At 44.7% G+C, this 26,061-nt stretch carries 25 protein-coding genes and 4 pseudogenes; 9 read left to right on the top strand and 20 right to left on the bottom strand.

Annotated features, from left to right (window positions below; translation table 11 throughout):
* Positions 1–135: 135 nt before the first annotated feature.
* Positions 136–426 (top strand): N(2)-fixation sustaining protein CowN, encoded by a 291-nt coding sequence (cowN, locus tag ACRRSW_RS06605; protein WP_432453997.1) that lies wholly within the window; start codon positions 136–138, stop codon positions 424–426.
* A gap of 119 nt (positions 427–545) precedes the next feature.
* Here the strand turns inward: cowN and ACRRSW_RS06600 are convergent, their stop codons facing one another.
* From ACRRSW_RS06600 to ACRRSW_RS06580, 5 genes are all read right to left on the bottom strand, one after another.
* Positions 546–1,511 (bottom strand): sensor domain-containing diguanylate cyclase, encoded by a 966-nt coding sequence (locus ACRRSW_RS06600; protein ID WP_432453998.1) that lies wholly within the window; start codon positions 1,509–1,511, stop codon positions 546–548.
* A gap of 174 nt (positions 1,512–1,685) precedes the next feature.
* Positions 1,686–2,858: a glycerophosphodiester phosphodiesterase family protein gene (locus ACRRSW_RS06595; protein ID WP_432458938.1), complete on the bottom strand. Its 1,173-nt coding sequence runs from the start codon at positions 2,856–2,858 to the stop codon at positions 1,686–1,688.
* A gap of 239 nt (positions 2,859–3,097) precedes the next feature.
* On the bottom strand, positions 3,098–3,865 hold the full coding sequence (locus tag ACRRSW_RS06590; protein WP_432454000.1) for a hydratase: 768 nt from the start codon (positions 3,863–3,865) through the stop codon (positions 3,098–3,100).
* Positions 3,866–3,954: 89 nt separating this feature from the next.
* Positions 3,955–4,635: a helix-turn-helix transcriptional regulator gene (locus ACRRSW_RS06585; protein ID WP_432454001.1), complete on the bottom strand. Its 681-nt coding sequence runs from the start codon at positions 4,633–4,635 to the stop codon at positions 3,955–3,957.
* A 70-nt stretch (positions 4,636–4,705) separates the two neighbouring features.
* Complete coding sequence (locus tag ACRRSW_RS06580; protein WP_432454002.1) at positions 4,706–5,089, bottom strand: VOC family protein; 384 nt, start codon at positions 5,087–5,089, stop codon at positions 4,706–4,708.
* Positions 5,090–5,565: 476 nt separating this feature from the next.
* On the opposite strand from ACRRSW_RS06580, the gene ACRRSW_RS06575 reads away from it, so the two are divergent.
* From ACRRSW_RS06575 to ACRRSW_RS06560, 4 genes are all read left to right on the top strand, one after another.
* A complete protein-coding gene (locus ACRRSW_RS06575) occupies positions 5,566–6,390 on the top strand; it encodes an AraC family transcriptional regulator (protein ID WP_432454003.1) in 825 nt (274 codons plus the stop codon).
* Between the two features lie 6 nt (positions 6,391–6,396).
* Positions 6,397–7,125 carry an AzlC family ABC transporter permease gene (locus tag ACRRSW_RS06570; RefSeq protein WP_432461099.1) on the top strand — a complete coding sequence of 243 codons (729 nt, stop codon included), beginning with the start codon at positions 6,397–6,399 and terminating at the stop codon, positions 7,123–7,125.
* Positions 7,122–7,424, top strand: a complete 303-nt coding sequence (locus tag ACRRSW_RS06565; protein WP_432454004.1) for an AzlD domain-containing protein — start codon at positions 7,122–7,124, stop codon at positions 7,422–7,424. The genes ACRRSW_RS06570 and ACRRSW_RS06565 overlap by 4 nt, the downstream gene beginning before the upstream one ends.
* Positions 7,425–7,643: 219 nt before the next feature.
* Entirely contained in the window at positions 7,644–9,641 is a 1,998-nt protein-coding gene (locus tag ACRRSW_RS06560; RefSeq protein WP_432454005.1) for a BCCT family transporter, read from the top strand.
* An 84-nt stretch (positions 9,642–9,725) separates the two neighbouring features.
* Here ACRRSW_RS06560 and ACRRSW_RS06555 read toward each other — a convergent pair whose 3' ends face one another.
* The 9 genes and pseudogenes from ACRRSW_RS06555 to ACRRSW_RS06515 all read right to left on the bottom strand — a co-directional run.
* The gene (locus ACRRSW_RS06555; protein WP_432454006.1) at positions 9,726–10,106 is read right to left on the bottom strand and encodes an STAS/SEC14 domain-containing protein; all 381 of its coding nucleotides are present in this window, start codon (positions 10,104–10,106) and stop codon (positions 9,726–9,728) included.
* Positions 10,107–10,222: 116 nt separating this feature from the next.
* Positions 10,223–12,172 carry a RecQ family ATP-dependent DNA helicase gene (locus ACRRSW_RS06550; protein WP_432454007.1) on the bottom strand — a complete coding sequence of 650 codons (1,950 nt, stop codon included), beginning with the start codon at positions 12,170–12,172 and terminating at the stop codon, positions 10,223–10,225.
* Between the two features lie 83 nt (positions 12,173–12,255).
* Positions 12,256–13,083 (bottom strand): polysaccharide lyase family 7 protein, encoded by an 828-nt coding sequence (locus ACRRSW_RS06545; RefSeq protein WP_432454008.1) that lies wholly within the window; start codon positions 13,081–13,083, stop codon positions 12,256–12,258.
* A gap of 202 nt (positions 13,084–13,285) precedes the next feature.
* Positions 13,286–14,023, bottom strand: coding sequence for a DUF3307 domain-containing protein (locus ACRRSW_RS06540; protein WP_432454009.1), 738 nt, complete (start codon positions 14,021–14,023; stop codon positions 13,286–13,288).
* Complete coding sequence (locus tag ACRRSW_RS06535) at positions 13,995–14,657, bottom strand: hypothetical protein (protein ID WP_432454010.1); 663 nt, start codon at positions 14,655–14,657, stop codon at positions 13,995–13,997. The genes ACRRSW_RS06540 and ACRRSW_RS06535 overlap by 29 nt, the downstream gene beginning before the upstream one ends.
* 74 nt (positions 14,658–14,731) lie before the next feature.
* Positions 14,732–14,926, bottom strand: coding sequence for a hypothetical protein (locus ACRRSW_RS06530; RefSeq protein ID WP_432454011.1), 195 nt, complete (start codon positions 14,924–14,926; stop codon positions 14,732–14,734).
* 451 nt (positions 14,927–15,377) lie between these two features.
* A complete protein-coding gene (locus ACRRSW_RS06525; protein WP_432454012.1) occupies positions 15,378–17,822 on the bottom strand; it encodes a beta-glucosidase in 2,445 nt (814 codons plus the stop codon).
* A 620-nt stretch (positions 17,823–18,442) separates the two neighbouring features.
* A complete protein-coding gene (locus tag ACRRSW_RS06520) occupies positions 18,443–18,742 on the bottom strand; it encodes a hypothetical protein (protein WP_432458937.1) in 300 nt (99 codons plus the stop codon).
* Between the two features lie 46 nt (positions 18,743–18,788).
* Positions 18,789–19,529: pseudogene (locus ACRRSW_RS06515) on the bottom strand (IS256 family transposase); the annotation flags it as partial.
* 71 nt (positions 19,530–19,600) lie between these two features.
* On the opposite strand from ACRRSW_RS06515, the pseudogene ACRRSW_RS06510 reads away from it, so the two are divergent.
* The 3 genes and pseudogenes from ACRRSW_RS06510 to ACRRSW_RS06500 form a co-directional block, all read left to right on the top strand.
* Positions 19,601–20,439, top strand: a pseudogene (locus ACRRSW_RS06510) (IS3 family transposase); the annotation flags it as partial.
* A gap of 105 nt (positions 20,440–20,544) precedes the next feature.
* Positions 20,545–21,492 carry an IS30 family transposase gene (locus ACRRSW_RS06505; protein ID WP_432458936.1) on the top strand — a complete coding sequence of 316 codons (948 nt, stop codon included), beginning with the start codon at positions 20,545–20,547 and terminating at the stop codon, positions 21,490–21,492.
* A gap of 38 nt (positions 21,493–21,530) precedes the next feature.
* Positions 21,531–21,776: pseudogene (locus ACRRSW_RS06500) on the top strand (integrase core domain-containing protein); the annotation flags it as partial.
* 40 nt (positions 21,777–21,816) lie between these two features.
* Here ACRRSW_RS06500 and ACRRSW_RS06495 read toward each other — a convergent pair.
* From ACRRSW_RS06495 to ACRRSW_RS06480, 4 genes and pseudogenes are all read right to left on the bottom strand, one after another.
* A pseudogene (locus ACRRSW_RS06495) lies at positions 21,817–22,288 on the bottom strand (transposase); the annotation flags it as partial.
* Positions 22,289–22,342: 54 nt separating this feature from the next.
* Positions 22,343–22,579 carry a hypothetical protein gene (locus ACRRSW_RS06490; protein ID WP_432458935.1) on the bottom strand — a complete coding sequence of 79 codons (237 nt, stop codon included), beginning with the start codon at positions 22,577–22,579 and terminating at the stop codon, positions 22,343–22,345.
* Positions 22,580–22,786: 207 nt separating this feature from the next.
* A complete protein-coding gene (locus ACRRSW_RS06485; RefSeq protein ID WP_432454014.1) occupies positions 22,787–23,143 on the bottom strand; it encodes a GFA family protein in 357 nt (118 codons plus the stop codon).
* A 195-nt stretch (positions 23,144–23,338) separates the two neighbouring features.
* Positions 23,339–23,938, bottom strand: a complete 600-nt coding sequence (locus ACRRSW_RS06480) for a hypothetical protein (protein ID WP_432454015.1) — start codon at positions 23,936–23,938, stop codon at positions 23,339–23,341.
* 202 nt (positions 23,939–24,140) lie between these two features.
* Between ACRRSW_RS06480 and ACRRSW_RS06475 the strand changes: the two genes are divergently transcribed.
* On the top strand, positions 24,141–24,683 hold the full coding sequence (locus tag ACRRSW_RS06475; protein WP_432454016.1) for a TetR/AcrR family transcriptional regulator: 543 nt from the start codon (positions 24,141–24,143) through the stop codon (positions 24,681–24,683).
* A gap of 208 nt (positions 24,684–24,891) precedes the next feature.
* On the opposite strand, the gene ACRRSW_RS06470 is transcribed toward ACRRSW_RS06475, so the two are convergent.
* Together ACRRSW_RS06470 and ACRRSW_RS06465 are read right to left on the bottom strand one after the other, a co-directional pair.
* Entirely contained in the window at positions 24,892–25,380 is a 489-nt protein-coding gene (locus ACRRSW_RS06470) for an AAA family ATPase (RefSeq protein WP_432458934.1), read from the bottom strand.
* Between the two features lie 231 nt (positions 25,381–25,611).
* Positions 25,612–26,025, bottom strand: a complete 414-nt coding sequence (locus ACRRSW_RS06465; protein ID WP_432454018.1) for a winged helix-turn-helix transcriptional regulator — start codon at positions 26,023–26,025, stop codon at positions 25,612–25,614.
* Between the last annotated feature and the right edge of the window lie 36 nt (positions 26,026–26,061).

Below are 26,061 nucleotides of genomic sequence, written 5' to 3'. Positions count from 1 at the left end.
GCAAGGCATCGCTTTCTCTTCTTTACGACTACGCTCATCTAGCACTTCAGATCCGCGACTCAATCAACTGGTATTAAGCTTGCAGTTCAAACTTAAATTAGCATCAACCAGAGACCGTCTAAAGGAGCCAAAAAGATGAAAGATAATGTAGACAACTGCGACCGTTACGTGTCGTTTGTTGGGATCAGCTGTGACCTGAATGCTGATAAGCTAATCGCTATCTTAAAAAAGAAGCTAAGTCAGCAACAAGGCGCTCCAGAATGGCATGACTACTTTAAACAAAAACTTCAACAACAGACCAAAGCCGGTCACGACAACCTGCATTTTATTGGCAATCAAACCAATACCTTGTATGAGTATTTTGAGCAATGCCAAGATCAGCAAGCGCTAGCATTACTGTATCGAATCGAACAAGAATGTTGTTAACTTTATTACAATTTCGAGCAATAGCGAGGTAGTTCTTGAGCCATAAAATTAAGCGCTCAAGATGCTCTCCCATTTAGCGCCGCCAATATGGCCTAACAAATCATCAATGCTAGCGGTGCTTAATCAAGCTTATCTGGATGCTTTTGCCGATACATCTGTTGGTCGGCCAACCTTAATGCACTATCAACGCTAAGCGCTTGAGAAAAATCAACATAAGTAATGCCGTAGCTAAATTCCAAGGCATAAGCCAGCCCCAAATGTTCAGCCGTTTGCTTTAAGTCATCGGCAAAACGCTGTAATACCTCTTCGGCCTGCGCTAGAGTGCTGTCTGTAAACAACACCGCAAATTCATCGCCGCCTAGTCGGCCAAATAAATCAGATTGGCGTAAAGAGAGTTGCATTTGCTGGGCCACCAGCTGTAAGGCGCGATCCCCCTCAACATGACCATATTGATCATTAATCGGCTTAAATTGATTCAGGTCTAAATAAGCGAGAACCAACGGCAGTTGCTGGCGTTTACACATCGCAAAGGCATATTCTGCCAACTTCATAAAACCACGTCGATTAGAGATTTGAGTGAGTTCATCGGTACTGGCAAGTAACAACGCAGCCAACTCCTGCTCAACCATCGCCGCTAAATCAACCAAGGCTTGCAGATCGTCGTCAGTAAAGTGCCTTGAACGACTATCGATAATGCACAAAGTACCCAGCTTTTCACCAGAAGTTGCACTTAAAGGATGTCCTGCATAAAAACGAATATGGGGATTATCGGTCACCAGTGGATTATCGGCAAAACGAGGGTCTTGGGTCGCATCGCCAATGATAAAAGTTCGCTCACCGAGAATAGCGTGTCCACAAAAAGAAATGTCCCGCCCAGTTTCGCAGACGTCCAGTCCAAAGCATGACTTAAACCACTGCCGATTTTCATCAACCAAACTCACCAAAGCTATCGGTACATCAAATAGTCGTTTAGCCATTCGAGTTATCCGGTCAAAACGCTCTTCTGGCTGAGTATCTAAGACATTCAGCTGGCATAAAGCTTTCAGACGACTCGCTTCGTTATCAGGTGTTTTAGGGGCTTGCATTCCAGACCCATTGATTATCTCTTACAATAAGATAACTATAGTCAAATAAATCAGATATATATAAAGAATAATTCAGGCGGCTGTAAGCAATAGGTTCCGTGACCCCAGCCGCTCTGATGAACCCAAAATAGCCGTTGTAAATTCGTAATACCACGGCCACAAACTCGTCGCTGTTTATTGGGTGCAATTGTCGTAAAAGGTGACGGTTGCAGGCCAATCAGAAAAGACCCCAATAACACCAAGTTGCTGCTTAAGTACATCTAATACCGCTAATTCAGGATAGCTTGTATAGTGCCGCTCTAAACTCCAGGTAATTAAATCTAAACCTTGTGCCTTAAGTTCTTTTGCATAATCGGTGGCCTGCAATTCACCATTTTGTTCTTCCACTAACAGCGTATAGATCGGGGCAACAATCTTGATCCCCTTCGCTGCGATCTCACTGGGGCTGGGTACATCTGCAGGTTTACTCACCAAAAATACCCCTTGCTGCCCATAATCAGAATTATTCGCCAACCAATATTCCAGATCATCAATCAAAAATGACTGTGGGTAGACTTCACTCGGCTCAACGCCTGCTTCGGTATATTCATCAATCATTTTTTGCGCAAACTGCTGTTGAGTCATTCCGGCTGCTGCGAGATCTTGTGCACTTGGTGTTTTAAGTTCGGGCGTCATTTTCACACCGAGTTGCCTAAATAAAGCAATGCTTTCTTTATGCGACATCAAAGTACCTGTATTAGCGTACAAATCGGTACGCCAATTAGGCGTCGCTTGCATGTACTCTTGCACCGATGTTGCATTGGCATTACTCGAGTCCATTTTACCTTGTAAGGATTTGTATTCCGCTAAGGTAAAATCTGAGGTACGACACTCGGCATTCGCTTTAAGACCATTGACCGGATCCGCTGGGGTAAAGGGCTGAGAACACTTGGCAGCCAGCTCGGGGACGGCTAATACATTGGTGGTGGTATGTAAATCGGCATGGGAATGACGGCAAACCAACTCCCCATCCTTGGTTAGCGCAACATCACATTCAATCACTCCAGCTCCCATGCTCGCAGCAGCGATATAGCCTTCGCGGGTATGCTCTGGAAACATTAACGGTGCACCGCGATGCCCAATTGACAAGTAACTCGATTGATAACTGCTTTTGCTCTCGAGGCAAGCGCTCAGGGTATCCTTTAAGGTCCCTGCTGCAAGTTGATTCACCAAATAGCCGGGACGAGGACCTAACTGTACCTTACTGGTAGGGCCGGAAGCCGATTTTGCTTGAACAATATCATCATCATTACAAGCACCAAGCAATAACACCGGACACAATACAAAAGCCAACTGAGTTAATTTCATTAAGAAAGTCCTTTTAAACAAAATGAATAGAGGACGTTTAGTTGAGCTTAACCCGATGACAAGGAGATGAACAATTGATGTTGTATTTGTGTATTCACAAGGTTATGCAGGGTTACAGCTCACCAGAGTGCGGCAGAGAACAACGAAACAAGCCTCAGAAGGGACAGCTCAGGCAAACACCAAGGTGCTTAATACAAATTAAGCACCTTTAGACTAAAAATTTATTACAGTGCAATCGCTCAACGCGCTAAAAATTTCAGCTTATAAGCGCCTAAATCTTGATATTCAACTTCGGTCTCACATGCAAAATTAAGCTCAACAATACCCGCATAAGAGCCGGTAATGATCGCTTGTCCGGCATTAAAGCTTACGCCACGTTTACTCATGTAATTAATTAACCAATAGATAGGACTCACCGGATTTTGATTCGGATGCTCTCCAGCCAACTGTTGAGTTTGTTCACCTTGAGTAAAACTGATCTCAATATTACTGGCAGAAAAAGCCGCCGCTTTGTCAATTTCGGGACCAAGGAATAAACCTTGGTTGACTAAACCATCGGCTAATACTTCAAAGAAGGCTGCATTCTCGGTATCTGCAAAACGCCCTTGGATCAGCTCGAGAGCCATATGACAACGACCAATAGCCTGATCAATTTCCGCCTCACTATAATCTTTATCACGAGCGGGTAAATCTTGGCTTAATACAAAGGCAATCTCAGGCTCAACTCTTGCCACTCCGCCATCGGCGTAAAGTGAACAAGACTCCCCCCGTTGTACGAGATCGGCAAAGATAGGTGCAACAACTAACTTATCTTCAGCGAGGGGCAACAAACATTTCCAGCCGCCAATGCCATCTTCACGTAATTCGGTCATTTGCGCTTGAATGGCTAGCGCATCGTCAATAGATTGCGGGCGAAGTGTCGGCGCCAAACGTTTCGCCTTGATCGATGTATTCCGGTTGTTGAGCAAAGTTTGCGCGGCTTCAACGACATCCAATTCAATAATCATACAATACCACTATTAAAAAACATAAAAGCGGATAATACTCAGATATGTGCTTCACCGCCATGCGTGAATTAACAAAAACAGAACAAAAGCTAACAATTTTGTGGTGCTAAGGAGGCAACAAAGTCATTCAGCTCCTTACCCGGACTATAAGCAAAACTACGTTGGCAATGATTCAGATGAGTAATTCGATCGACTCGAAAATTGCGAAAGCCCTGTCGAAGCTCACACCAAGCGAGCAGCGTCCAACTTCCTCGCCAAAAATAAATCGCTAATGGGCGCACTTCTCGTTCACTCAGCTGCTGCTTTGCGTCTTGATAGAGCAGTTGTAGATACTCTCGTTCACGGGTCGCAGCACGTAGCGGATCCAAAAATCTAAATTCTTGCTGATCGATGTAAAAATCTGGCGCAAACATTAATGATTGATAGGCTTGTAAGCGCTCTGGCAATACGGCCTCAACCTTAATCATCACTTGTTTCGCCGCCGCAGCTAGCTCTTTCCCCGCCCAAGTCTGCGCCATCCGCATCCCAATCTGTATCGCTTCCAATTCTTGTTCATTAAACATTAATGGCGGCACATTAACCTCTTGCCGCAATATGTAGCCGACTCCCGCCTCACCTTCTATGGGAATACCACTGAGACACAAATCTTGCACATCGCGATAAATGGTGCGGGTAGAAACCTCCAAACGTTCGGCTAACTGCTGCGCAGTGGTCAAACGACGTAAACGTAAAATCTGCACCAACTGAAAGAGTCTGTCTGCCCGTCTCATATCCCTCTCTTCTCATCCACCGAAATGACAACTCGCCCAGAAAACCAAACGAGCTGTCAAGGAACCGCGATTACTGCTGTTTAGCCCATAGGCCGACTTTATTCCCCTCGCTATCCACAAACAAGCTAATATAGCCCTTTTCCCCGCCTTTAATTGGTGTCAGTGGTAACAATATTTGTACTCCAGCGCGACTCATGGTTTCCAATAAAGGATTCAGTTTATCCGTCACATGGAGGTACACAGTTGCGCCCTCAAGACTTGGTATCATTAACGGATGTTTACATAGGGCCACATTTGCACCATCCAATACTTCGGTTTCGATAATAGCCATTTCCATCATATCCATCACTTCACGATGAAAACTCAAGTTAAAATGTTGCTGGTAAAATGCGACGGCGCGCTCCATATCGGTGACTGCGATTTCGCCCCAAACTAAAGGTGCTACTGCTAACATGTGATTCTCCTTAACATAATTGAATGCCAATAAGATAGAGCCCTCTCTACCTTGCGATTGACAAAGCAACCATAAGCCCTCCCTACTGACAGCCTCCTGTCAGTAGACTTTAGACTTTGCAAGAAACCATCTATCTTAAGTGTAATATTGGCAGCAAGCGCTTAGTGCGCGCGCAGCTCAAAACTCCCCCTACAACACAAGGAATCGTAGAATGCCAAATAAATAAACCTCAAATACAGTGTCAAGGTATTAACTAGAAATCATTAACTTCCGCTCGGTGAAACCAAGATTGAACTGTACAGATTTGTTTCACGAAACGACTTCGTCTCGTTGGAAGCCGGTTTATTACAAACAAAATCGTCCTACCCCCCAATAATACTTAGCGGATTTTTGTAAATGAACAATTCTGTACAAAACTTGGGGGGCCAATTAGGCTATGATGACGATCTTAAATTGCTAACAAGGAGGTGAATGAAATGTCAAAAGAACAAGCACATTATCAGTTTGCCGATGAACTTGGTGGCATCGAAATTCTGCAGGCACGCTATGAGAAACAAAACTTTTCTCGGCATAGCCATGAAGGTTTTACGGTTGGCATTATAGAGACTGGCGCACAGCGCTTTTATCGCACTGGCGGGGATCATATCGCGCCCAGCAATAGTATCATTTTAGTCAACGCCGATGAGATCCATAACGGCTGTTCCGCAAGCGAAGGGGGCTGGTCTTATCAAGCCATATATCCAACCCCCGAGCAGTTTGCCGAAGTCAACCAAGCTCAGGGTCTAAGTGATAACTTTGCTCCCTACTTTACCCAAGCCGTGGTACAAGATGCAGCACTAGCGCAATTACTGCGAAATACCATCCACAGTTTAAACTACTCAAGCAATCGACTATTACGTGAGAGCTTGGTCTACGCTTGCCTAAGTCAACTAATGGCGAGCCATGGCAAAAGTGTGCCACCACAATACTCACTCAAACCGGCCAGCAAGGCACTAATACTGGTAAAGCAGTGCTTAGACGAGCAGCCTGCCGCAAATGTATCTTTAAGTGAACTAGCCAGACTGGTACATCTCAGTCCTTGCCACTTGGCGAAGCAATTTGTGAAACGTTATGGTATGCCACCCCACGCTTATCAGATCCAAGCTCGGCTCAGGCAAGCGAAACAATTACTGCGCCAAGGTCAACCCTTGCTTAAAGTAGCCTTAGATTGTGGGTTCCATGATCAAAGCCACTTTCACCGCCATTTTAAGCGTGCGCTAGGCGTCAGTCCTGGCCGCTATGCTAAAGAAGTTCAGCTTTAATATAGGATCCCTGTGACAACTATCGGCTACATTCAACATTCCCGCTGGTCAAATAAAATCAGCGCATTTTTAAAGGGTACTTTGGCGGTATTACCACTGACGATTGCGGTGATCCCTTGGGGAATTCTAGCAGGCTCGTATGCCTTAGAATCAGGTTTAAGTCCCCTACAAAGCCAAGCCATGTCAGCCATTTTATTTGCCGGTTCGGCACAACTAGTGGCCACAGGCATGTTTAAACTTGGAGCCAGCCTGCTCAGTATGCTGCTCACCACGCTACTCATCACCTCGCGCCATTTGCTCTATAGCATGGCGATGCGCCCTCAGGTAAGCCAACTACCGCTCAAGTGGCGCTTTGTTTTAGGTTATTTACTCACCGATGAGTTATTTGCGATTGCCAATAAAGGCGTCGATAAACCCTTTGATCCTTGGTTTGCCCTCGGCGGCGGCCTAAGCTTCTATTTGGCTTGGAATATCGCCTCGGCAGTGGGCATTATTGCTGGCAGCAACATCGCAAATCTCGACAGCTGGGGACTCGATTTTGCCATCGCCGCCACCTTTATCGCGATAGTCGTGCCCAGTATCAAACAAGCCTCGGGCTTACTGTGTGTTTTGATTGCCTTGGTGAGCTCCGTCACTTGTGAATTATTTGCGATACCGGGTGGATTATTAATCTCGGCCATTTTAGCGATGAGTTTGGCCACCGCTTACGCGCGGTGGCGTGAGGAGACCCTATGATTTGGTTAAGCATTATTGCTATGGCAGGGATTGTTTTTGCCAGTCGCTATTTATTTTTAGAACCGCGTATTCCGCTACGTTTAGGCAAAGGTGCACTACAATTTCTAAGTTACTCTGCACCTGCGGTGCTCACTGCTATTTTTGCCCCCATCGTTTTTGTTCGGGATGGACAGTTAAGCCTTGGATTCGATAACCCCTATCTAGTCTGTGCGGTACTCGCCACCTTACTGGCAATATTTACCCGCAATGCGCTCATTACCGCAGTCCTTAGCATGGCGATTTTCTTCTTGATTCACTAGCCAGCAAAAGGCCGACACATCTGTTATAATACGCCGAATAATGCACATGTAAGTGAAGTATTATTCCAAGAAGAATAGTATTAACGTGTTTTTTCGGCTGTTTACTCCGCGTAACTCAATATTACGCACAAGCTTACCCCCACGTTCTGGCTTCCTCGTGGTGTGATAGCAGTCATCATATTTCTGTCTTATGGCAGACCTGCCTAACAAGAGTTTTTAATGCGCTTAACTAAAAAAATAAATGCTCCGGTATTTTATTCATCCTTAATTATCACCTTATCGATCGCAATTTTTTCAGCCTTACGCCCCAAATATACAGGGACAAGCTTTAACCTGATTCAATCTTGGTTGGCGACGAATGTCAGCTGGATTTATGTTTTATCGGTTGCGATATTTCTTATTTTTGTCGTGTTCATTATGGTCAGCCGCTTAGGCGACATTAAATTGGGTCCCGACCATTCGGAACCCGACTACAGCAATATCTCTTGGTTTTCGATGTTATTCTCGGCCGGAATGGGCATTGGCCTGATGTTTTTTGGTGTAGCAGAGCCAGTAATGCACTATTTGTCACCGCCAGTGGGCGATCCTGCTAGCATTGCTGCCGCCAAAGAAGCGATGCGGATTACCTTTTTCCATTGGGGACTGCATGCCTGGGGGATTTATGCGGTAGTGGGGCTATCACTCGCCTACTTCAGCTATCGACATAAGCTGCCTTTATTACCCCGCTCATCTTTATACCCACTGATTGGTGATCGTATTTATGGGCCGATTGGCCATGCCACCGACACCTTTGCAGTGGTCGGGACAATTTTTGGTGTCGCCACCTCTTTGGGATTTGGCGTTCAACAGCTCAACGCTGGTTTAAGTTACTTATTTGATGTTCCACAAAACGAATGGGTACAGCTTGGCCTAATTGTTGTGGTGATTGGTTTGGCTACCGTGTCTGTGGTTTTAGGCTTAGATGGCGGAATTAAGCGCTTATCCAATCTGAATATGTTTTTAGCCTTGTTGCTACTCATTGCCATGTTATTGCTTGGTCCCAGCGAGTTGCTCTTAAAATCATACGTACAAAACACTGGCACCTATATGAGTGAGCTGGTCAGTAGTACCTTTAATTTATACGCTTACGATCGCAAAGAAGACTGGATTGGCGGTTGGACCATGCTGTATTGGGGATGGTGGGTTTCCTGGTCACCTTTTGTTGGGATATTTATTGCACGGGTTTCTCGTGGCCGAACTATTCGTGAATTTATTATTGGCGTGTTGTTTATCCCTTCAGGATTCACTTTCTTGTGGATGACCGTGTTTGGCAATACCGCCATTCATTTGATTGCTGGCGATGCGATGAGCGAATTAGCTTTAGCAGTCAATCACGATGTTGCCACTGCAATATTTGTGTTTTTTGAACAACTTCCTTTCTCGTCTCTGCTATCTGGTATTGCGGTATTGTTAGTGACCACTTTCTTTATCACCTCAGCTGACTCTGGCGCTTTGGTGATTGACACCTTAACTGCAGGCGGCGAAACCAATACCCCATTATGGCAACGAATTTTTTGGACCTTGTTAATTGGCTTTATTGCTGCAGCCTTATTATTTGCAGGCGGCTTAGCAGCCTTGCAAACTTTAACCATCGCTTCGGCGTTTCCGTTTATGTTTGTCTTACTGTGTTTTTGCTATGCCTTGTTAAAAGCACTAAAACACGACTACATGCTACAAAACAGCGTACAAACCCATAATACTTCGGTGCAATTTTCCAAGGCAAATATTTCATGGAAAGACCGCTTAGACTCACTGTTAGTTCACCCCTTAAGGCCCGAAGCACAAGGATTTGTGAGCCAAGTGGTACGCCCGGCATTTATGCAATTGGTCGAACACTTCAGTGCCAATGGGCTAAACGCCAAGTTAATTGAAGATAGTGAGAAAATCCGCTTAACCATTTATAAGGAAGAAGCTGAAAACTTCGCCTATGGGATCCGCTTACGTCACTTTGTGATGCCCAGCTATGCCGACGAAAAGCATAATGACTATTACCGAGCCGAAGTATTTCTATTACAAGGCGGCCAGCAATACGATGTATTTGGTTATACCGAAGACCAAATTATTGTTGATGTGATCAGCCAATACGAACGTCATTTGCACTTCTTATATTTAGCCAGCTCTGAAATATTAGAGGAAGAGGAAAGCCCGATGCAACAAGCAAGTCATGAGCAAATTTAATGATTAGTGATTAGTGGCTAGTGACTAAAAAATAAGGCCAGAGACTTTGCTCTGGCCTTATTTTTCATGGTTTGTCACGACCGTTTATTGCTCCAACCACACTAAGGCAGTTTGTTCATTCTCAAAAATTTGCACTTCACCACTGACAAACCAGCGCCCCACCTTGGATGCCCATTCCAACCATTGCTTCTGACTTAAAATAGCTATTTTATCAAAATCTTGGCCGTATTTAAGACCGAGTCTAAAATCGTCCCAAGCGGCTCTAAGCTCCCAGCCTTCAAGTTCTGTGGCATCAAAAAAAACCCGAACCGGCGCATGCTTCACTTCAACTAAAGCCGCCTCAAGCAACGGAGTCACTTGTTGATAGTCCTGATGAGTCAAGGTGCCACAAGCTTTCATCGACAGCAATAAACGAGTTTCTAAGCGTTCAATTCCGATAGTAATGCCATGTCTGAGAATAGTCATGCCTTGCTCCCATGTAAATAATCCGCTACGGCGTTCCTTACAGTATGGTAGAGATTGAAGCGCTCATCGTGAATTGTCTGGTGATTAATTCAAGCCTTTGATCTAAAACAATTCAACTACATTAACTCAGACCACAATCGCTGCACTTGCGTCATAATATCGGCATAGGGTTGTTGCTCACAACGCGCAAAGCCCGGCAACGCTTTAATTTTCAAACGAGTAAATAAAGGCACATGAATACCCGCCAAAAAACGACAAGCTAAGGTTTGGCTAAATGCCCCATCGGCTTTACTGTGTATATGGTGTTGCAAGCCTTGTAAGTCACTCAATAACTGACTTTGATTAGGCACCATCGGAATTTGTGAATGACTCAAGCGAGCCACCTTTCCTCGACATACACTACAGTGACCACAACGCTGCGGTGCCTGCCGATCATCAAAGTATCCCGCGAGTTGGTAACTCAAACAGCTATCTAACTCAAAAAAACCGACTAACTTGGCAATTCGTTGAATTTCTTTGGTTTCTTTATCACAAAAATAATGATGCAAGTTAGCGGCGAGAGTCGGCTCTGCCAACGCGCTTAAATTGAGTTGATAGACCTCGGTAATCTTTTTAGTTTCTAGCTCTATCAAACCTTGCTCATGTAGGTACTCTAGAGCGGCCACCACCCTTGAGCGTTCCGCACGATAACTTTGATATAAGCTGTCGAAGTTTAAGCTACCCCATATTTTCTTCATTTGGGTATGCTCAAAAATGGCCGCAATAAATTGCTGTCGCTCGCCCTTGAACATCGCCAACAACGCTGCCTTGTCTTGAATAAACTTGTAGCGGAAGTCGGCATAGTAGGCATACAAGGGCTTGATCAGCCCCTGCATCTCCATCTGCACCAGCAGGGTCTTTAGCGGTAACTGGCGAATATTTGCAGCACTCGACAAACGATTTAACTGCAACTCCCACTGTTCACCTTGGCCCTCTTGACGAATGTTTTCCAAAACATATTCAATCGCGTTCAGCTCCGGTGTATCACCATAGACAAAGTTTTCCACGGTGCTTAAACCGTCCAGATTGGCCAGTGTCACACACTGCGATGGCAAGCCATCGCGCCCTGCGCGACCAATTTCCTGGCTATAATTTTCAATCGATTTGGGCAAGTCATAATGCACCACAAAACGGATATTGGCTTTATCAACCCCCATGCCAAAAGCAATGGTGGCCACCACGACTTGCAGCTTATCTTGCATGAAATCGTTTTGCGTTTGCTGACGTTGCTCGCTACTAAAACCCGCATGATAGGCTTGGGCGTTAACCTGATGGGCTCGTAAGTAATTGGCTACTTGCTCGGCGGTATGTTGCAGCGTCACATAAACAATACCCGCGCCCTGTTGTTGACTGATCAGCTGCAACAAAGCCTGATCTTTTGCTTGCGAGGTCACCGCCGTCACCGTTAAATCAAGATTACTACGATAGAAGCCAGTCTGTATAATGGCTTGTTCACTGATCGCAAAACGCCGCGCCATATCTAATTTGACTTGCTTGGTGGCAGTTGCTGTTAACAGCAACACCAAGGGAATATTCAGTTGTTCCCGGTAAGTTGGCAATTTCAAATAGTCGGGTCGAAAGTTATGCCCCCATTCCGAGATACAGTGCGCTTCGTCCACCACTAGCATCGATAAAGGCACCGCTTGAATAAATTGGCGGAAGCGCTCATTTTTAAATCGTTCCACCGAAACCATCAGGATCTTGGTTTGGCCACTGCGCACCTCGCTCATCACTTGCTGATTTTGCGCCGGGCTCAAGCTTGAATCAAGGCTAGCCGCCGCAATACCCTTGGCATGTAAAAACTCTAATTGATCTTTAATTAAGGCCAATAAAGGTGAAACTACCAAAGTTAAATGCGGGAGCTGCAAGGCACTAAACTGATAACACAAAGACTTGCCCGAGCCCGTTGGAAAAATGGCTAGGGTCGATTGGCCCGCCAGCAACTGACGAACCGCCTGTTGTTGGCCTGGGCGAAAGGAATCGAAGCCAAAACTGGCCTGAAGTTGCTGCTCTAGGGAAGCGCTCATGAAAAACCTTATGCGGGGTTAACAAGGAACGAGAAGACCATTAGTATACCGACTATCTCTTAAGCTGTATGCGCCTTAAGCCTTTAATGAGAAACATCTATACGATAAAACGTTGCTTGTACGTAGTCGTCTGGCTCACCCGACTTATTTTGATTGTATACCCCTGCCTTAAAGTACATATATTGACCGCCTTGATCATAACCACTGTACGACATATCGAGCTGTTGCACGATATCCTCATCGCCCGCTTTTTTCAGCGTAACCGTCAGCAAGTTGCCTCTCACCGCAATGCGGTAAGTAAAACGCTCATTCAGCGCAATCCCGTTTTCCGGTTCCGGGGCTGAGCTAGACTTGCTGCCAATCATTTCAATCCACTGATTTTTTCGACCAATGCGGTCATGTGCAAAATAAATAGAACCTTTTTGATGTTGTGGCAGTTTACGATAATAGAGCCGAATTGGTTCATCGTGGTTGGCATGGATTTGCCCGATCACCACTCGCCCCACCTGACGTTTATCACCCGTAGTCGTGACATGATTAACCGCAAGCTCGGCTTCCATCACCCCGTCAACCGCGCCCGCTAAACGTTGATCTTGCTCCGGTGCTGAAGAAAACACCCAATTATTGCGCGTCACCCCTTGGCTTTTGATCTGCTTATCGCCCGCGCGCAGCATTTCGCGTAACTCCGAACGTGTATAGCTGGTATTCGATGAAGTTTTTGGCCCCTGAACGGGCGAGCGAAATACCAAGCGGTCGGCTTTCACTTCAAAATAAGGTGAATACGCAAAGCCCGCAACCAACTCGCGCTCTTTAATATTATCGGCTCGGCCATTGTGCGTCTCATCAACCGGAATACTTAGCATCCAACGCTGTAGGTCAATAACCGCCTGAGCATTAGAAGCCCAAAACATAAGTAACAGAGTCATATTAAAGACGGAGACTATTTTCAATTAAGTTTTCACCAAACCGGAATTAAGACTTTGCTTAGTCTAACGAAAAAGCGTAGACGATGATTTGACAACGCTCGATTTATCATACAATTCAAGAAAAACACTTTAAACTATACTCGATGCCTTTGGCCTGCGCGCAACAAAAAAACTGGCCATACAGCCGCTATTTTCCGATCAAAGCCTTTACCGCCAAACCGACAAATACGCTAATCGCAACACTTAACAAAGTTCCCAGCATCACGTATTCCGTGAGTTTGCGATCACTGTTCCCGGTTAAATCACCGAAGCGAAAAATCGACTTCGCCGCCACAATAAAGCCGATGGCGGCAAACTGGTTTATCAGTACGCAAGTGAGCACTAAGCTGCGCTCGACCATACCAATTGTCTGACCCGCCGAATCGAGGGTCGGTTGACTCGACGGAACACTGGGGGTCCAGCGTTTTAATAACAATGCCAGCAACCATGAACTGGGTTTAAGAACCAACAGGTAAGCCAGCACCACCAGCAGGCCACCCGCATCGACCAGTTGCAGCAACTTTTGGGTAAAGCCTTCCCAATGGTTGGTTAAATCAACCAATAACACCATTAATACGGCCAAATGAATAATTTGTTGTCCGAATAAATAGGCGGCACTCAAAGGTAAGTAAGCGCCAACTAAAGGAATAATGAGGCTTGCAAAGAACAAGGTGATACAAGCCAGTGCTAACTGTATCGAAACGCCGATAAACAAGCTGGTAATGCCCGCAAATAACAGCGTGATAAATAAAGCGCGTATATACAAGGCTGCAGCGCGTAACTTAGTCTGTTGGATCTGCTCGGGCCAACGTCGAGGACTGAGATAAAATTCAAATACAACATAAGCGCAGCCCACACTAGTGAGCATCAATAGTAAGGGTTCCATTAAAAAATTCTTCCGTAAGTTGCCTAAATAGTTGGCGGTATTCGTCGAGAAGCAAATACTGTGATTGATTCAATAATTTGGTGGCATTGACTCGGGAGCTATTCAAACACTTGGCTAAGGCCGCATGGCTTGGCTCGCTGAGCTGCCAATAAGTGGCTAAGGCGTGGGCTTGTTTGACTGTAAGCTCTTGGATCTGCAAATCAACAAACTTGGTGAGTAAGTCAATCCCACGTAAAAACTGCGGATTGTCGGCAAAAATGGCTAAATACTGGCGCTTTAAGCTATCTAAACCGCGCCCCGATAACACAAAGGCTTGACCACTAGAACGCGACACATATTCATCTAAAGGGTCGATTTGGCCAATCCCGATGCCAATGCGAGCATCAAAACCTTGCCGTTTCGAACCAAAAGATTTTAAGGCTAAGCGGATGGTTAAAGCGCAGTCGATAGCGCAACTAGGCTGATTCACCACCAGTTGGAAAGCATCACCACGGAACATTTCATAACGCGCATCATAACGCTCACAAAGTAAGCTTAAGCTTTGGTTTAAGCACTCAATCAGTTCAGCAAAAATGTCCGCTGGTAAGTCGCTGGAGCCCACAATATCTCCACTTAACACTGCAACATCGGCCATAAACATCCTTTAATTGGAGGGTCCCCTCAATGAATAGTAACTCAAATAGATTACATTGTAAAAAGTAACCTTATTTAGTTACTTTTTGCAATGTAAACGATTTTAAAGCGAGGATCACTGTTACCAAAACTTTGGCAAGTTTGATAGTGATTGCTTGCAAGCTGCTCCAGTGGCGTGTTTTGCCAACCATTAGGGGTTCCCCGGAATTCCCATTCTGCCTGAGCAGAAAGAGAAGCGGTTAACAGCCCCAGTAAAACTACCTTGTTCATGATATTTCCTTAATTCGAATGTATCTGTTAGCCAAGCTCTAATGACTCTTTCGGTCATTTCCAGACTGACCATAATCGACTCTTCTGAAAAAGTGCGCATGAAAACAAACAAACTGAGGCTTCAGTCAAATAAACATCTCCAATTTGTGATTGAAAAGGATTTCATTTTATTGTTATACAAATGGCAGTGTTTATATCCTGAATGGTAAATTCATTGAGGATGATTTTGCTATGATCAACTAGCGGGAGTGATGAAACTTATCGCACCAGCCTGCTAAACAAACAACAGTCTGGGCAATAGAAATCGCTAAGCTCGATATAAATAAAAAGGCCCTAGGCCAGTACGACCTAGGGCAAACTCTTAAAAAATGCTACTTAGTTCCTCTGACATGCTACTCACTTTGAGTACGCAGCATCACGATTCAGCCAAGTTAAAGCATTTAATGAGAGGCTACTCGTTTATAGTTATAAAATCGCTGGCCACAACCCCTTCAGCTAAGGCAAGCGCCCCCGGAGTGGTCTCACTAATCACAATCTCATGATTAACCGAGAAGGTAAGCGGTGCTACATTTGAGACATCTGATGATGGTGAAACATAAACACGATAGGTACCGGGTTCAACAATCCATTGATGATGTTCAGCATCAAAACTAGCCAAAGTCTCCGCCGAGATGTTAAAGCTTAAAGTTTGTGATTCACCCGCATTTAAAAGTTTAGTTTTAGCAAATGCTTTTAGCTCAATAGTTGGTTTTTTCAACTTAACTTCGGGTGCTGAAACATACACCTGAGCCGCTTCTTTTCCTGCCACATTGCCTACATTGCTAATCGTTGCGGTCACGGTGACTTGGCCAGACGCACCATCGGAAGCAAAAGTGTTTACACTGATGCCAGTATCGCTATAACTAAAGTCGGTATACGACAAACCATAACCAAATGGGTAGGCGACACTCTTATCAAACGAGGTGTAGTATCGATAACCAACATAAATGCCCTCGTTATAATACGACTTATCCGCCAGCCCATCGGCATCAACATCGACACCGGGGAAAGTTGTTGCCGATGGTACATCAGCATAAGAAGCAGGTATGGTTTGCGCCAATTTACCACTCGGATTGACCTCACCCGAGATAATATCAGCAACCGCGACCCCAGTTTCTTGCCCCCCCATATAGGCGAGAAGAATGGCATCAACTTTACTTCCCCACTGCGAAGTATCGACTAAGCCGTTAACATTCAGTACCACGGTGACCGTTTTACCCTTGGCGTGGAAGGCACTGGATACTGCGTCAATGATTTCCAATTCTTCATCCGTTAACAGATAGTCTCCTTGAGTATTGGTGCGGTCTTCACCTTCACCCGCCTGACGCCCCAAGGTAATGATTGCTGCATCGTTTGATTCAGCCGCTTCTGCGATCAGCGTTGGTAAGTTTGCGTTATCAGAAACCGAAGGTTCATCGGCAAAAAGATAGCTGCCAAGCAAGGCTTGTTTGCTGTAACTGTTTTCGTTGAAGTAATCCGTATAAAAAGTTTTCAAGTCAGCATTTAAGGTGTAGTACTGTGCCAAACCACTGGCAATATCAACGGTATAAGCCGCATTCACATCGCCGCTACCGGTGCCGCCTTTTAAGGTATTAATTTGCACAGTCCCAAATGAGGCTAAGCTTTTACCTTTACTCAACGGTAAGGCTGAAGCATTATTTTGCAAAAGAATCATCCCTTCTGCAGCCGCTTCTCGCGCAAGCGCCGCGTGACTATTTAAGTCTGGATTGTTTGAATAGTCATACTGTTTATAAGACGGTGTTTTTTGTACTTGGGTTAAAATCGCCACCACACTGGTATCGACTTGTTCCTCTGTTAACACACCCTTTTCAAGCGCAGCTTCTAAATCACCTTTCAAATTACCAGGCTCAATTAAATTATTGCCAGCCGCGATTTGTTTGCCAGCTGAGTCTTCATCCCGTCCAACCATGCCGGAAAAGTCAGTTGAAAATCCTGCAACATTGCCAGCAAACCAATCTGACATGACCAAGCCGGTGTAATCCCATTCGTTGCGTAGAATATCGGTAAGTATATCTGCGCGTTGATTGACATAAGTGCCATTAATCAAATTGTAAGGACTCATGATTGCCCACGGCTTCGATTGCTCAACCGCGATTTTAAAACCTCTTAAGTAAATTTCTCGAAGTGTTCTGGGATCGGCAACTGAATCAAGAAAGAAGCGATTGGTCTCGGCATTATTTGCGAAGAAGTGTTTAAGAGTTGCGCCGATGCCATTAGACTGAAGACCGTTCACCATAGCCGAAGCGATCATCCCCGACAAAACCGGATCTTCAGAGTAATACTCAAAATTTCGACCCGATAAAGGGTTACGTTGAATATTCATGCCGGGACCTAACAGTATATCCACGCCATATTCTAAAACTTCATTCCCTTGAGCCTGGCCTACTTGCTCAACTAGCTCGGTATTCCAGGTGGAAGCAAGTAAGGTCCCGATAGGCCAAGCCGTTGCATAGTAAGTACCACCAAGCCCTTCTCTGGTTGGGGATATACGTAAACCAGCGGGGCCATCGGCTAATTTAACCGCCGGGATACTTAAACTATCACTGCTTACCCCGTTAATATAGCCCGCGACACCGTCTACTTGTTTCTCTTCAGGTAGGTTAATTGGATCGATCCCAGCATAAGTGCTTAAATCCATCCCAGGGCCCGCAACAATATCGAGCTTCTCACTGATGCTCAAATCTTTAAGCATAGATTCTGCGAGTGTTTTATAATAAGTGTCACTGGTTCTGTCTACTGTGACTTCGTCATCATCGTTACACCCAGCAATCATGCCACTCAAAGTAATGGTCACGGCCAATGCAACAAGACCTACTTTGGGTTTTAGCTCTAACATATCCTTCACTCCTTGATCTAATTTTATTAGTTTTTATACGGTAAAATTGCTGGTGACATGAATATGGAAGCGCATCCAAAGAATTTCTCTCAATGACGATATCGCGCATATTTTTTCAACACACAGCTAATCTACAACCATTTGATTCTATAGAGTAAAGACCACCATAAGCTTTACCCAGAGGAGCAAAATTTACCTTTGAGGGGCTAAAACTTTGTTTTAAGAGGTGCTAGGGAAAATTACAATTGGTTACAAATTGTCACATATAGCAAGGAATGATTGACCCGTTTAATTTTGACACTTGATATGTTCCAGATAAAAGCTTACTAGGCGCAGCCAGCAGTGTGCCGTAAAGTGAAGCGAGCAAAGACACTCAAGCCTTTCTTTTAAAAATTGGCAGAGGTTCGCCATGAACCACTCCAATAACTGGGTAATATAAATTTTCGTTAATAAATAAGCGGATAAGGAGTGACCGAAGACACCTCAACAGCGAAACCTTTAAACACAACTTATTTTAAAAGGGATCCGTGTAGCAGCTTAGATTGGTTGTTTAAGGGAGGGGAATTAGTTATCACCATCATTGACACTATAGAGGCGTCAATGATGGTCGAAGCCACCTATTATCCGGCGGCCTGCTTGCTTGAGTTTTGCCAAATAGTATCGAATTGCAGGATCCCTTCGGGAATGTCTATAGCGTCAAGGTATTCAGAATTCAGGACAATCCGACTTTCAATTTTATCTGACGCAACAAGAAGTGATTCAAGCATAGTAATTCTCTCTGGCGGTTCAATCCCAGACATGATGAAATCTTTATCGTGAGCTGACAAACAGCGAACCAAGAACTGCCCTTCCGAGGTGCATGCGGGATTCCTGCGCTTAAGGGCTTGGGCAAGCGGCGCAGGAATATTATCTTCGATCAAAACGCCTACCAAGACCCTGTAAATAATTCTGTGTAACTGCTTTGGGTTACAAGTAATCAGTAAGTCGGTCTTCAAACATAATCATAAAGCGATTGAGAGCCTGTCGCCAGTTTCTTATTGGTATCGACCAGCGTTTCGATGCATCCATAATTGCAAGATAGACAACTTTCCTCGCTGATTCATCCGTGGGGAATAGCTTACGCTTCTTTGTCGCTTTGCGTATCACACTGTTCAAGGACTCTATCGCATTCGTCGTGTAAATGGCTTTACGAATGTCCTGAGGGTAGCTGAACAATGTATTTAAATTATCCCAATGCGCTGTCCAAGAGCGGCTTATCTGTGGGTATTTATCATCCCACTGGTCACCAAATTGTTCGAGGGCCAGAAGCGCTTCTTCCTCGGTATTCGACTGGTAAATACCTTTGAGATCTGCCGTTACAGCCTTGTAGTCTTTCCAAGGGACATACTTCATTGAATTGCGCACCATGTGGACGATACAGAGCTGTATTTGGGTTTTTGGGAATACGGCATTAATAGCATCTGGAAAGCCCTTCAAGCCATCAACACAAGCGATAAGAATGTCGTTGATACCTCGAGTCTGGAGTTCAGTGAGAACGCTGAGCCAGAACTTCGCACCTTCCGTTTCAGATATCCACATCCCTAAAAGTTCTTTCTGACCTTCGATATTTACGCCCAGAGCCAAGTAAATCGCCTTATTGACGAGCTGTTTGTTTTGGCGGATTTTCACCACGATGCAATCAAGGTAGACGATGGGATAGACTGCATCGGTAATTCCCCCGAAAATTAATCCCATGCAAAAGTAGAATTTTCTCGTATAGTAAATACAGGAGATTCAACATGAAAAAGTCACGTTACACGGACAGTCAGATCTTATCTATTCTCAAGCAGGCTGAGGCTGGTTCACCTGTTCCTGAGCTCTGTCGTGAGCATGGAATGAGCAACGCAACCTTTTACAAGTGGCGTTCGAAATACGGTGGTATGGACGCATCCCTTATGGCGCGGATGAAAGAACTCGAAGATGAAAATCGACGGCTTAAAAAGATGTATGCGGAAGAACGCCTTAAAGCAGAGGTGATCTCAGAAGCGATGGCAAAAAAGTGGTGAAGCCCTGTGAGCGTCGATTGATGGCTCAGCGTTCGGTGGCGAACTATCACATCAGCATTAAAAGTGCATGCTATTGGTTTGGGATCAGCGAGACCTGCTATCGCTATAAATCGAAGCTTCAACCTGAGAATGAGTTGATAGCTCAGGAGTTAGTAACGCTGTGCAACAGTGAAGACTGCTCTGACTGGGGCTTTGGCCTGTGTTTTCACCATTTGCGGAACGTTAAAGGGTATACATGGAACCATAAGCGGGTTTATCGGATCTACTGCGAATTGGCTCTAAACTTACGTATTAGGCCAAAACGACGCCTGAATCGCCATACGCCAGAGCCTCTTAAAGAGCCGATTAAAACAAACCAAGTTTGGTCCGTGGACTTTATGCATGATCAGCTATCTGATGGCCGGAAGTACCGTTTATTCAATGTGATAGATGATTACAAACGTGAAGGTCTGGCGTCAGAACCTGATTTTTCAATGCCCACAGTACGAGTCACTCGGATCTTAGAGCAGCTCATCGAACAACGAACCAAACCTGTTGCGATCCGCTGCGACAATGGTCCTGAGTTCATTAGCCCCGATTTCAGATAATAACTGCGACATTCATGGAAAGGTGTAGAAGAGGAAGCCAACTGCCGAAAGTGGTACGCTCTTCTCGCCAAAGAAACAAGCAGTACTACCATGAATTATCAGCAGTTGACCGAGGGGAGAAGATATCAGATTTCAGCCCTTTTGGAACAGGGGATTTCAGTACCAGAAATTGCCAATACAGTTAAATGCCACCGCTCAACTATTTATCGAGAGTTGAAGCGATGTGGTAAGAAGGAGCAGTATCTGCCAGATAGAGCCCATCAATTAGCGGTAGTGAAACGAAGGCAAGCTCGTAAGTATCGAATATCTCAGTCACGCATAGGTTTTGTAGAATTGTTGCTGACTATTGATTGGAGTCCAGAGCAAATATCTAATGTCTTAACCCGCGCTGGAGCTAACGTGAGTCATGAGTGGATTTACCGTTTTGTTGCTCGTAATAAGCGACAGGGTGGCAAACTCTTTCGACACTTACGCCAAGGCCACAAACGGTATCGACGAGGTAAGAAAGAGAAAGCGCCTGCTATCAAAAATGCTGTTTCGATAGATGAACGGCCAGAAGTTGTTGAGAGCCGCGAACGTTTTGGTGACTGGGAAATTGATACGGTTTTAGGTAAACACGGGACAGGAGCTGTCATCACCATTTTAGAGCGTAAAACACGTTTCTATCTGACAAAAAAAGTTCCCTCAAAGTCGGCAAAAGATGTGACGAAAGCAACCATTGATATGCTAATGCCTTACAAAGAATTCGTTCATACAATTACAGCTGACAATGGTCGCGAATTTGCTGGCCATGAAGAAATAGCAGAGGCATTGGAGGCCGAGGTTTACTTTGCTCATCCCTATAGCTCTTGGGAACGAGGAGCTAATGAAAACGCTAATGGCTTATTGAGACAATACGTTAAAAAAGGAACAGACCTAAGAACTGTCAGTGATGAGGATATTGAGAGGGCTCAGCGAAGGATAAATTATCGTCCGAAAAAATGTTTAGGATTCAAGCAACCCGCCGTCATTTTCAAAGAAATAATGGAAGCGGCTTGAGAATTAAGAATGTCGCAGTTCGGAGTTGAATTCGGGGCCATGCGTTTATTAAATGGGCCAACAACCACGACATTCGAATCGATTATATTCAGCCAGGGAACCCACAACAAAACGCCTATATAGAAAGGTTCAACCGTACTATGAGGTTTGGCTTAGTGAGTAAGTATTTGTTTGACACACTTGAAGAGGTTCAAGATCGGGCGACCCAATGGTTATGGTTCTACAATCATCAACGACCACACCTTGCAAATGGAGGGTTCCCACCACTAAAAACGGCAGCATGAATTCTACGAATAAATGCGGTTAATAATGGGAGGATTACCCATCCAGTGGCCGTGATTGCCATTCAACAACCTGCTCTAGAACTGAGTCGGTAACTTTAGATATGAGGCTTGCAGAGACATCAGCATCGTACATTTCTTTGAACGTAGCGACGATTTCACGAGTTGTCATGCCTTTGGCGTAAAGGCTTAATATCTTGTCATCCATCGATTGAAATCGAGTTTGATGCTTACGAACAAGCTTCGGTTCAAACGAGGCATCTCGGTCTCGAGGTACATCCAGTTCAATCTCACCATCGTCGGTGATCAAGGTCTTGGATGAATAACCATTACGACTATTCTTATCGGGCTTTTCAGCGTGTGTTCTGATAACCGAGGTGGTCATCAAGCTCAGCATTTAACGCTGTCTCAACAGTCACCTTGGTTAACATTTTACGAAAGTCATCTAGATCTGAAGGGGTCTTGATTGACTTAGCGGCTTCACGAGCAAATGCTTCGAGAGCTTTCTTATCCATGTTGCTTATCCTTAGCCTGTTCAGGCCTAATTATAAGCAATTACACAATTTAATTTACAGGCTCCCTACCAACAAAAGTCCCTCCCATCCATCGGCCTGACCAAGAGCCTTGCCTTGAAAAATCGGTTTAAACTCTGAATTGCAGACTTCAATCCAGTCTTTCCATTGCGCAACACACGCTTCAATCTCACTTTTATTGAAGGGCTTTTGTGCTTGGCGGCTTTCGGTTCGCCAATAAAAAAACATCAAGATAATGATAGCCAACAAGGCAATGACAACTGCAATGCCCATACGCATATCCTTTAAGAAGAAAGTTAATCTTAATAACAAAAAATACTATATTTTCTATGAGTATATCGGTGAAATAGTGAGCAAAGAGATCGTTATCTCATCACCCTTTGTTATGACGCATGTAGTAGAATCAAGCGTGATAAGGCACCAATAATAAATTAGTGCAGTAAACTCTCACAGTTTAGTCATTTAGGCTTGGTATACGCTTCATTTCATGCCTGCGCCAACGGTTGCTCTTACAGGTATATCTTTGGGCTCAAAATCATCCAGGCAAAACACATTGATCCCAAGATAATCAGGCGTCACCCGCTTTCGATGAAACGGGTAAATACCGCAGATTTTACAGAAAAAATGTTTCGCGGTATGGCTATGGAATTGATACTCGCTCAACGATGACTCACCGGTAAGTAGAGTAAACTCAGTTTCATGAACCTTCACCATTAAAGCGTTTTTACGTCGACAAATAGAACAATCACAGGTCGTTAGTTCACTAAAGTCACTGTTTATTTTGAACTTAACTGAACCACAGTGGCAACTGCCAATGTATTCCTTCGCTGGTTTCATCACTATCCCTTGATATTTAAGCCATCTACCCTAAATGGATAAATAGCATTACCATTGCACAGCACCGAATTCAACCTCTGTATCGAGTGATGTCGAAAGTTTACGATAACTATCAACCACAACGATCAATACATCAAAGCGCTTACCCAAATAAAGCATTTAGCCAAGACACAATAAATCTATCGTTAACCACAATCACACTTCATCGCTTGGCCGGTAAGGCTCTTCTTGCGGTAAATGGCTCACCAACAACTTAAGATAAAACATCGGTAAAAACCATTCGAGACCTAAGGCTGCGGGTAATACATAGAGCGAAATCAACAAGGCTCCAGAATACAAGGCCATCGCCATAGGCCTTTGCAAATATAAAACTGTCGTTAAAATCAGCCAAGCCGCACCCATCATATAAAGCCCAGCAATACCAATCCAGACAAAATCAAAATCTAAGAAACACCACGAAATCAAACTCAATTGGAGAAAATGCAGCGCAATAAAATTCAGGTGTTGTTTGCGTCCCTGCCCCACTCGGTGATACCAGCGCTTTGCACTAGAAGTAGCATTGGTAATAATTCCACCCATCACATCAAATGCAATCAAGGCCGCCACTATGTTTTGCCACCAAGTCCACTCAGCACCAAGTTGCCAAGCGTTCAGTAAAGCGGCAATTGCAGCAACAGCTGGAATGATGGTTTGCAAGCCCCACTCAGCCCGAGTAGCTCCAGGGCCAATAAATTTATCGATCGCGCCAGCAAGACCGCGGCGAGGTTGGGGATAACGCCAATTAATAAACATCATATAATTCCTTTCGAGCTTATCTGTGAGCCAATATTCAGAGGTCTAAAATCGAAATAAGCAGCAATAGCATGATATACAGCAGTTCATGATCTGGGATTGTACTTAAGCACTTGGCATTTTAGACCAACTGGACTATAAAATATCAGCTTGCGACTGATTTGCCAAAGACTTATAGTCCAAACGGACTATAAAAGGACAGGTTATGCCCAAAATTGTCGATCGCCAGCAGTACCAACAAAAGCTTGCCACGCAAGCTGCACAGCTGTTCTTAAAGCACGGTTACTCACAACTTGGCATGCGCCAACTGGCTCTAGAATTAGGCTTGTCGAAAAGCGCGCTATACCATTACTTTCCTAGTAAAGAGAGTTTATTTTCTGCAAGTCTCGAGGCCATCACTCTGCAAGGCATGCAATTATCGCAGCTCTGCTTAACCGCGCCTTTAACTGAACGAGTTGATGCGCTGCTATCACTGATGCAACAAATTGAACAACGGTTTGCTAATGAAATAGGGTTAGTACTCGACTACATTCGAGGCATGAATAGCCAGCAAGTTCGTGCTGATCAGCATATGCAACTCGCCGAAAAAAAGTACCTTGAACTCATTGCTCAATATGTCGGAGAGCAATCAGCAAAAAAAACCTACCACATTTTGATGGGAGTGATGTTGGGCCGTTTAATGGATGGGCAAACAACCACTTGGGATGAAGCTAAAATTTGGCTGTTAAGTGCGCTCAATACGCCTTAGCACTGCTCCAGTAGATTTAAAAAGTCTGTTCTGTCACAAGTTCAAACGACAGCCATTAATAGAGTCACTTCGGCAATCTCACCGATAGTGCTCTAAACGGATGCTTTGCCTAGACTAAATACTAGTCATAGGGCGAAGCAGCAGCCGAAACAAATCATAATGTCGTGCGAACCCGATTCATATCAAGCGATACAATAAAAACCAAGACTTAATGCTCAGCCCCAATCACAAGGTCATATTCCTCAGGACTCGGTGTTTCAAAGTAACTATCGAACAAACTCACATCCTTTTCTTCTATTTTAAAAGAATGGGGATCAGAGCCCGCATTGCGTAGGCGGTTTCGCGCCAGGCGCTCTTCATCGGTCAGCGAAAAGTAAATCATGCTAACCACCATACCTTGCGCTTCAAAAAAACGCTTCGCTTGTACGCGTGCGGCTCGGCTCCAAAAACCCCAATCGATGTAAACATCGATCCCCAAATTTAATAACTTTAAGGCTAAGTTCTGTTGGTAAGCACAACAACTATCATAGCTATCGTCAATTTGCTCTCGAGTTGGCTCTGGGCCAAAAATACTAAGATGTAACTCGTCTAACGACAACAAAATAGCCCTCCCTTGCTGAACCTGTTTTCTGGCATAGGTGGTCTTGCCACTCGCAACTTTTCCGCATAACAGGTAAACCCGCCCCACTTGCTTCATTAAGTTTTCTCCTAAATTCGTTTCGAGACCGAGAATCATGGCTTGCAATTTAAAGGACGAAGAATAACTCTTTAGTCTCGCAAGAGAGACTAAATCTTCCCCCCTATACTTGTAAAGCACTCTCCTTTTGGCGATGGAAAGCGAATCATAAACTGCAACAAACAAATGAGGCGCTCCTTCACCACGGAACGGATTAAACAAGGACCCATTTTTAATGGTGGCACGCCGGAATCAGCTTAGCTTGCGATGCGACAAAATGTCTTGAATATGCTCTTCGAGCCAATCCGCCAAACCCACCACATGCACCGCAACTTCGGCACCCAAGGGCGTTAAACTATACTCCACATGAGGTGGTACAACCTGAAAATCAGTACGCTGTACAAAACCATCTTGTTCCAGCATTTTTAAGGTTTGTGCCAACATTTTTTCACTCACCCCCTGTATAAGACGGCGTAACTCACTAAATCGATAAGCTGGTCCTTGGTTCAGTTTAAGGGCTATCAGCACCAAGCCGCCCCACCGATTGGTGATATGTTTTAAGACTTCGCGTGAGGGGCATTGAGCAGAAAAAACATCACCACGGGTGAAACGCTCTGAAAACCCTACTTTTGGCTGCTGGCCATATTCTTCATCCACTCTTTTCATACTTACCTTTTGGTGCGTACTTACTATATGTTAGCG

Source organism: Agarivorans sp. QJM3NY_25 (genome assembly GCF_050870875.2).
GTDB lineage: Bacteria > Pseudomonadota > Gammaproteobacteria > Enterobacterales > Celerinatantimonadaceae > Agarivorans.
The sequence above is the reverse complement of the archived record's forward strand: the minus strand, read 5'-3'. Positions and strand labels throughout refer to the sequence as shown.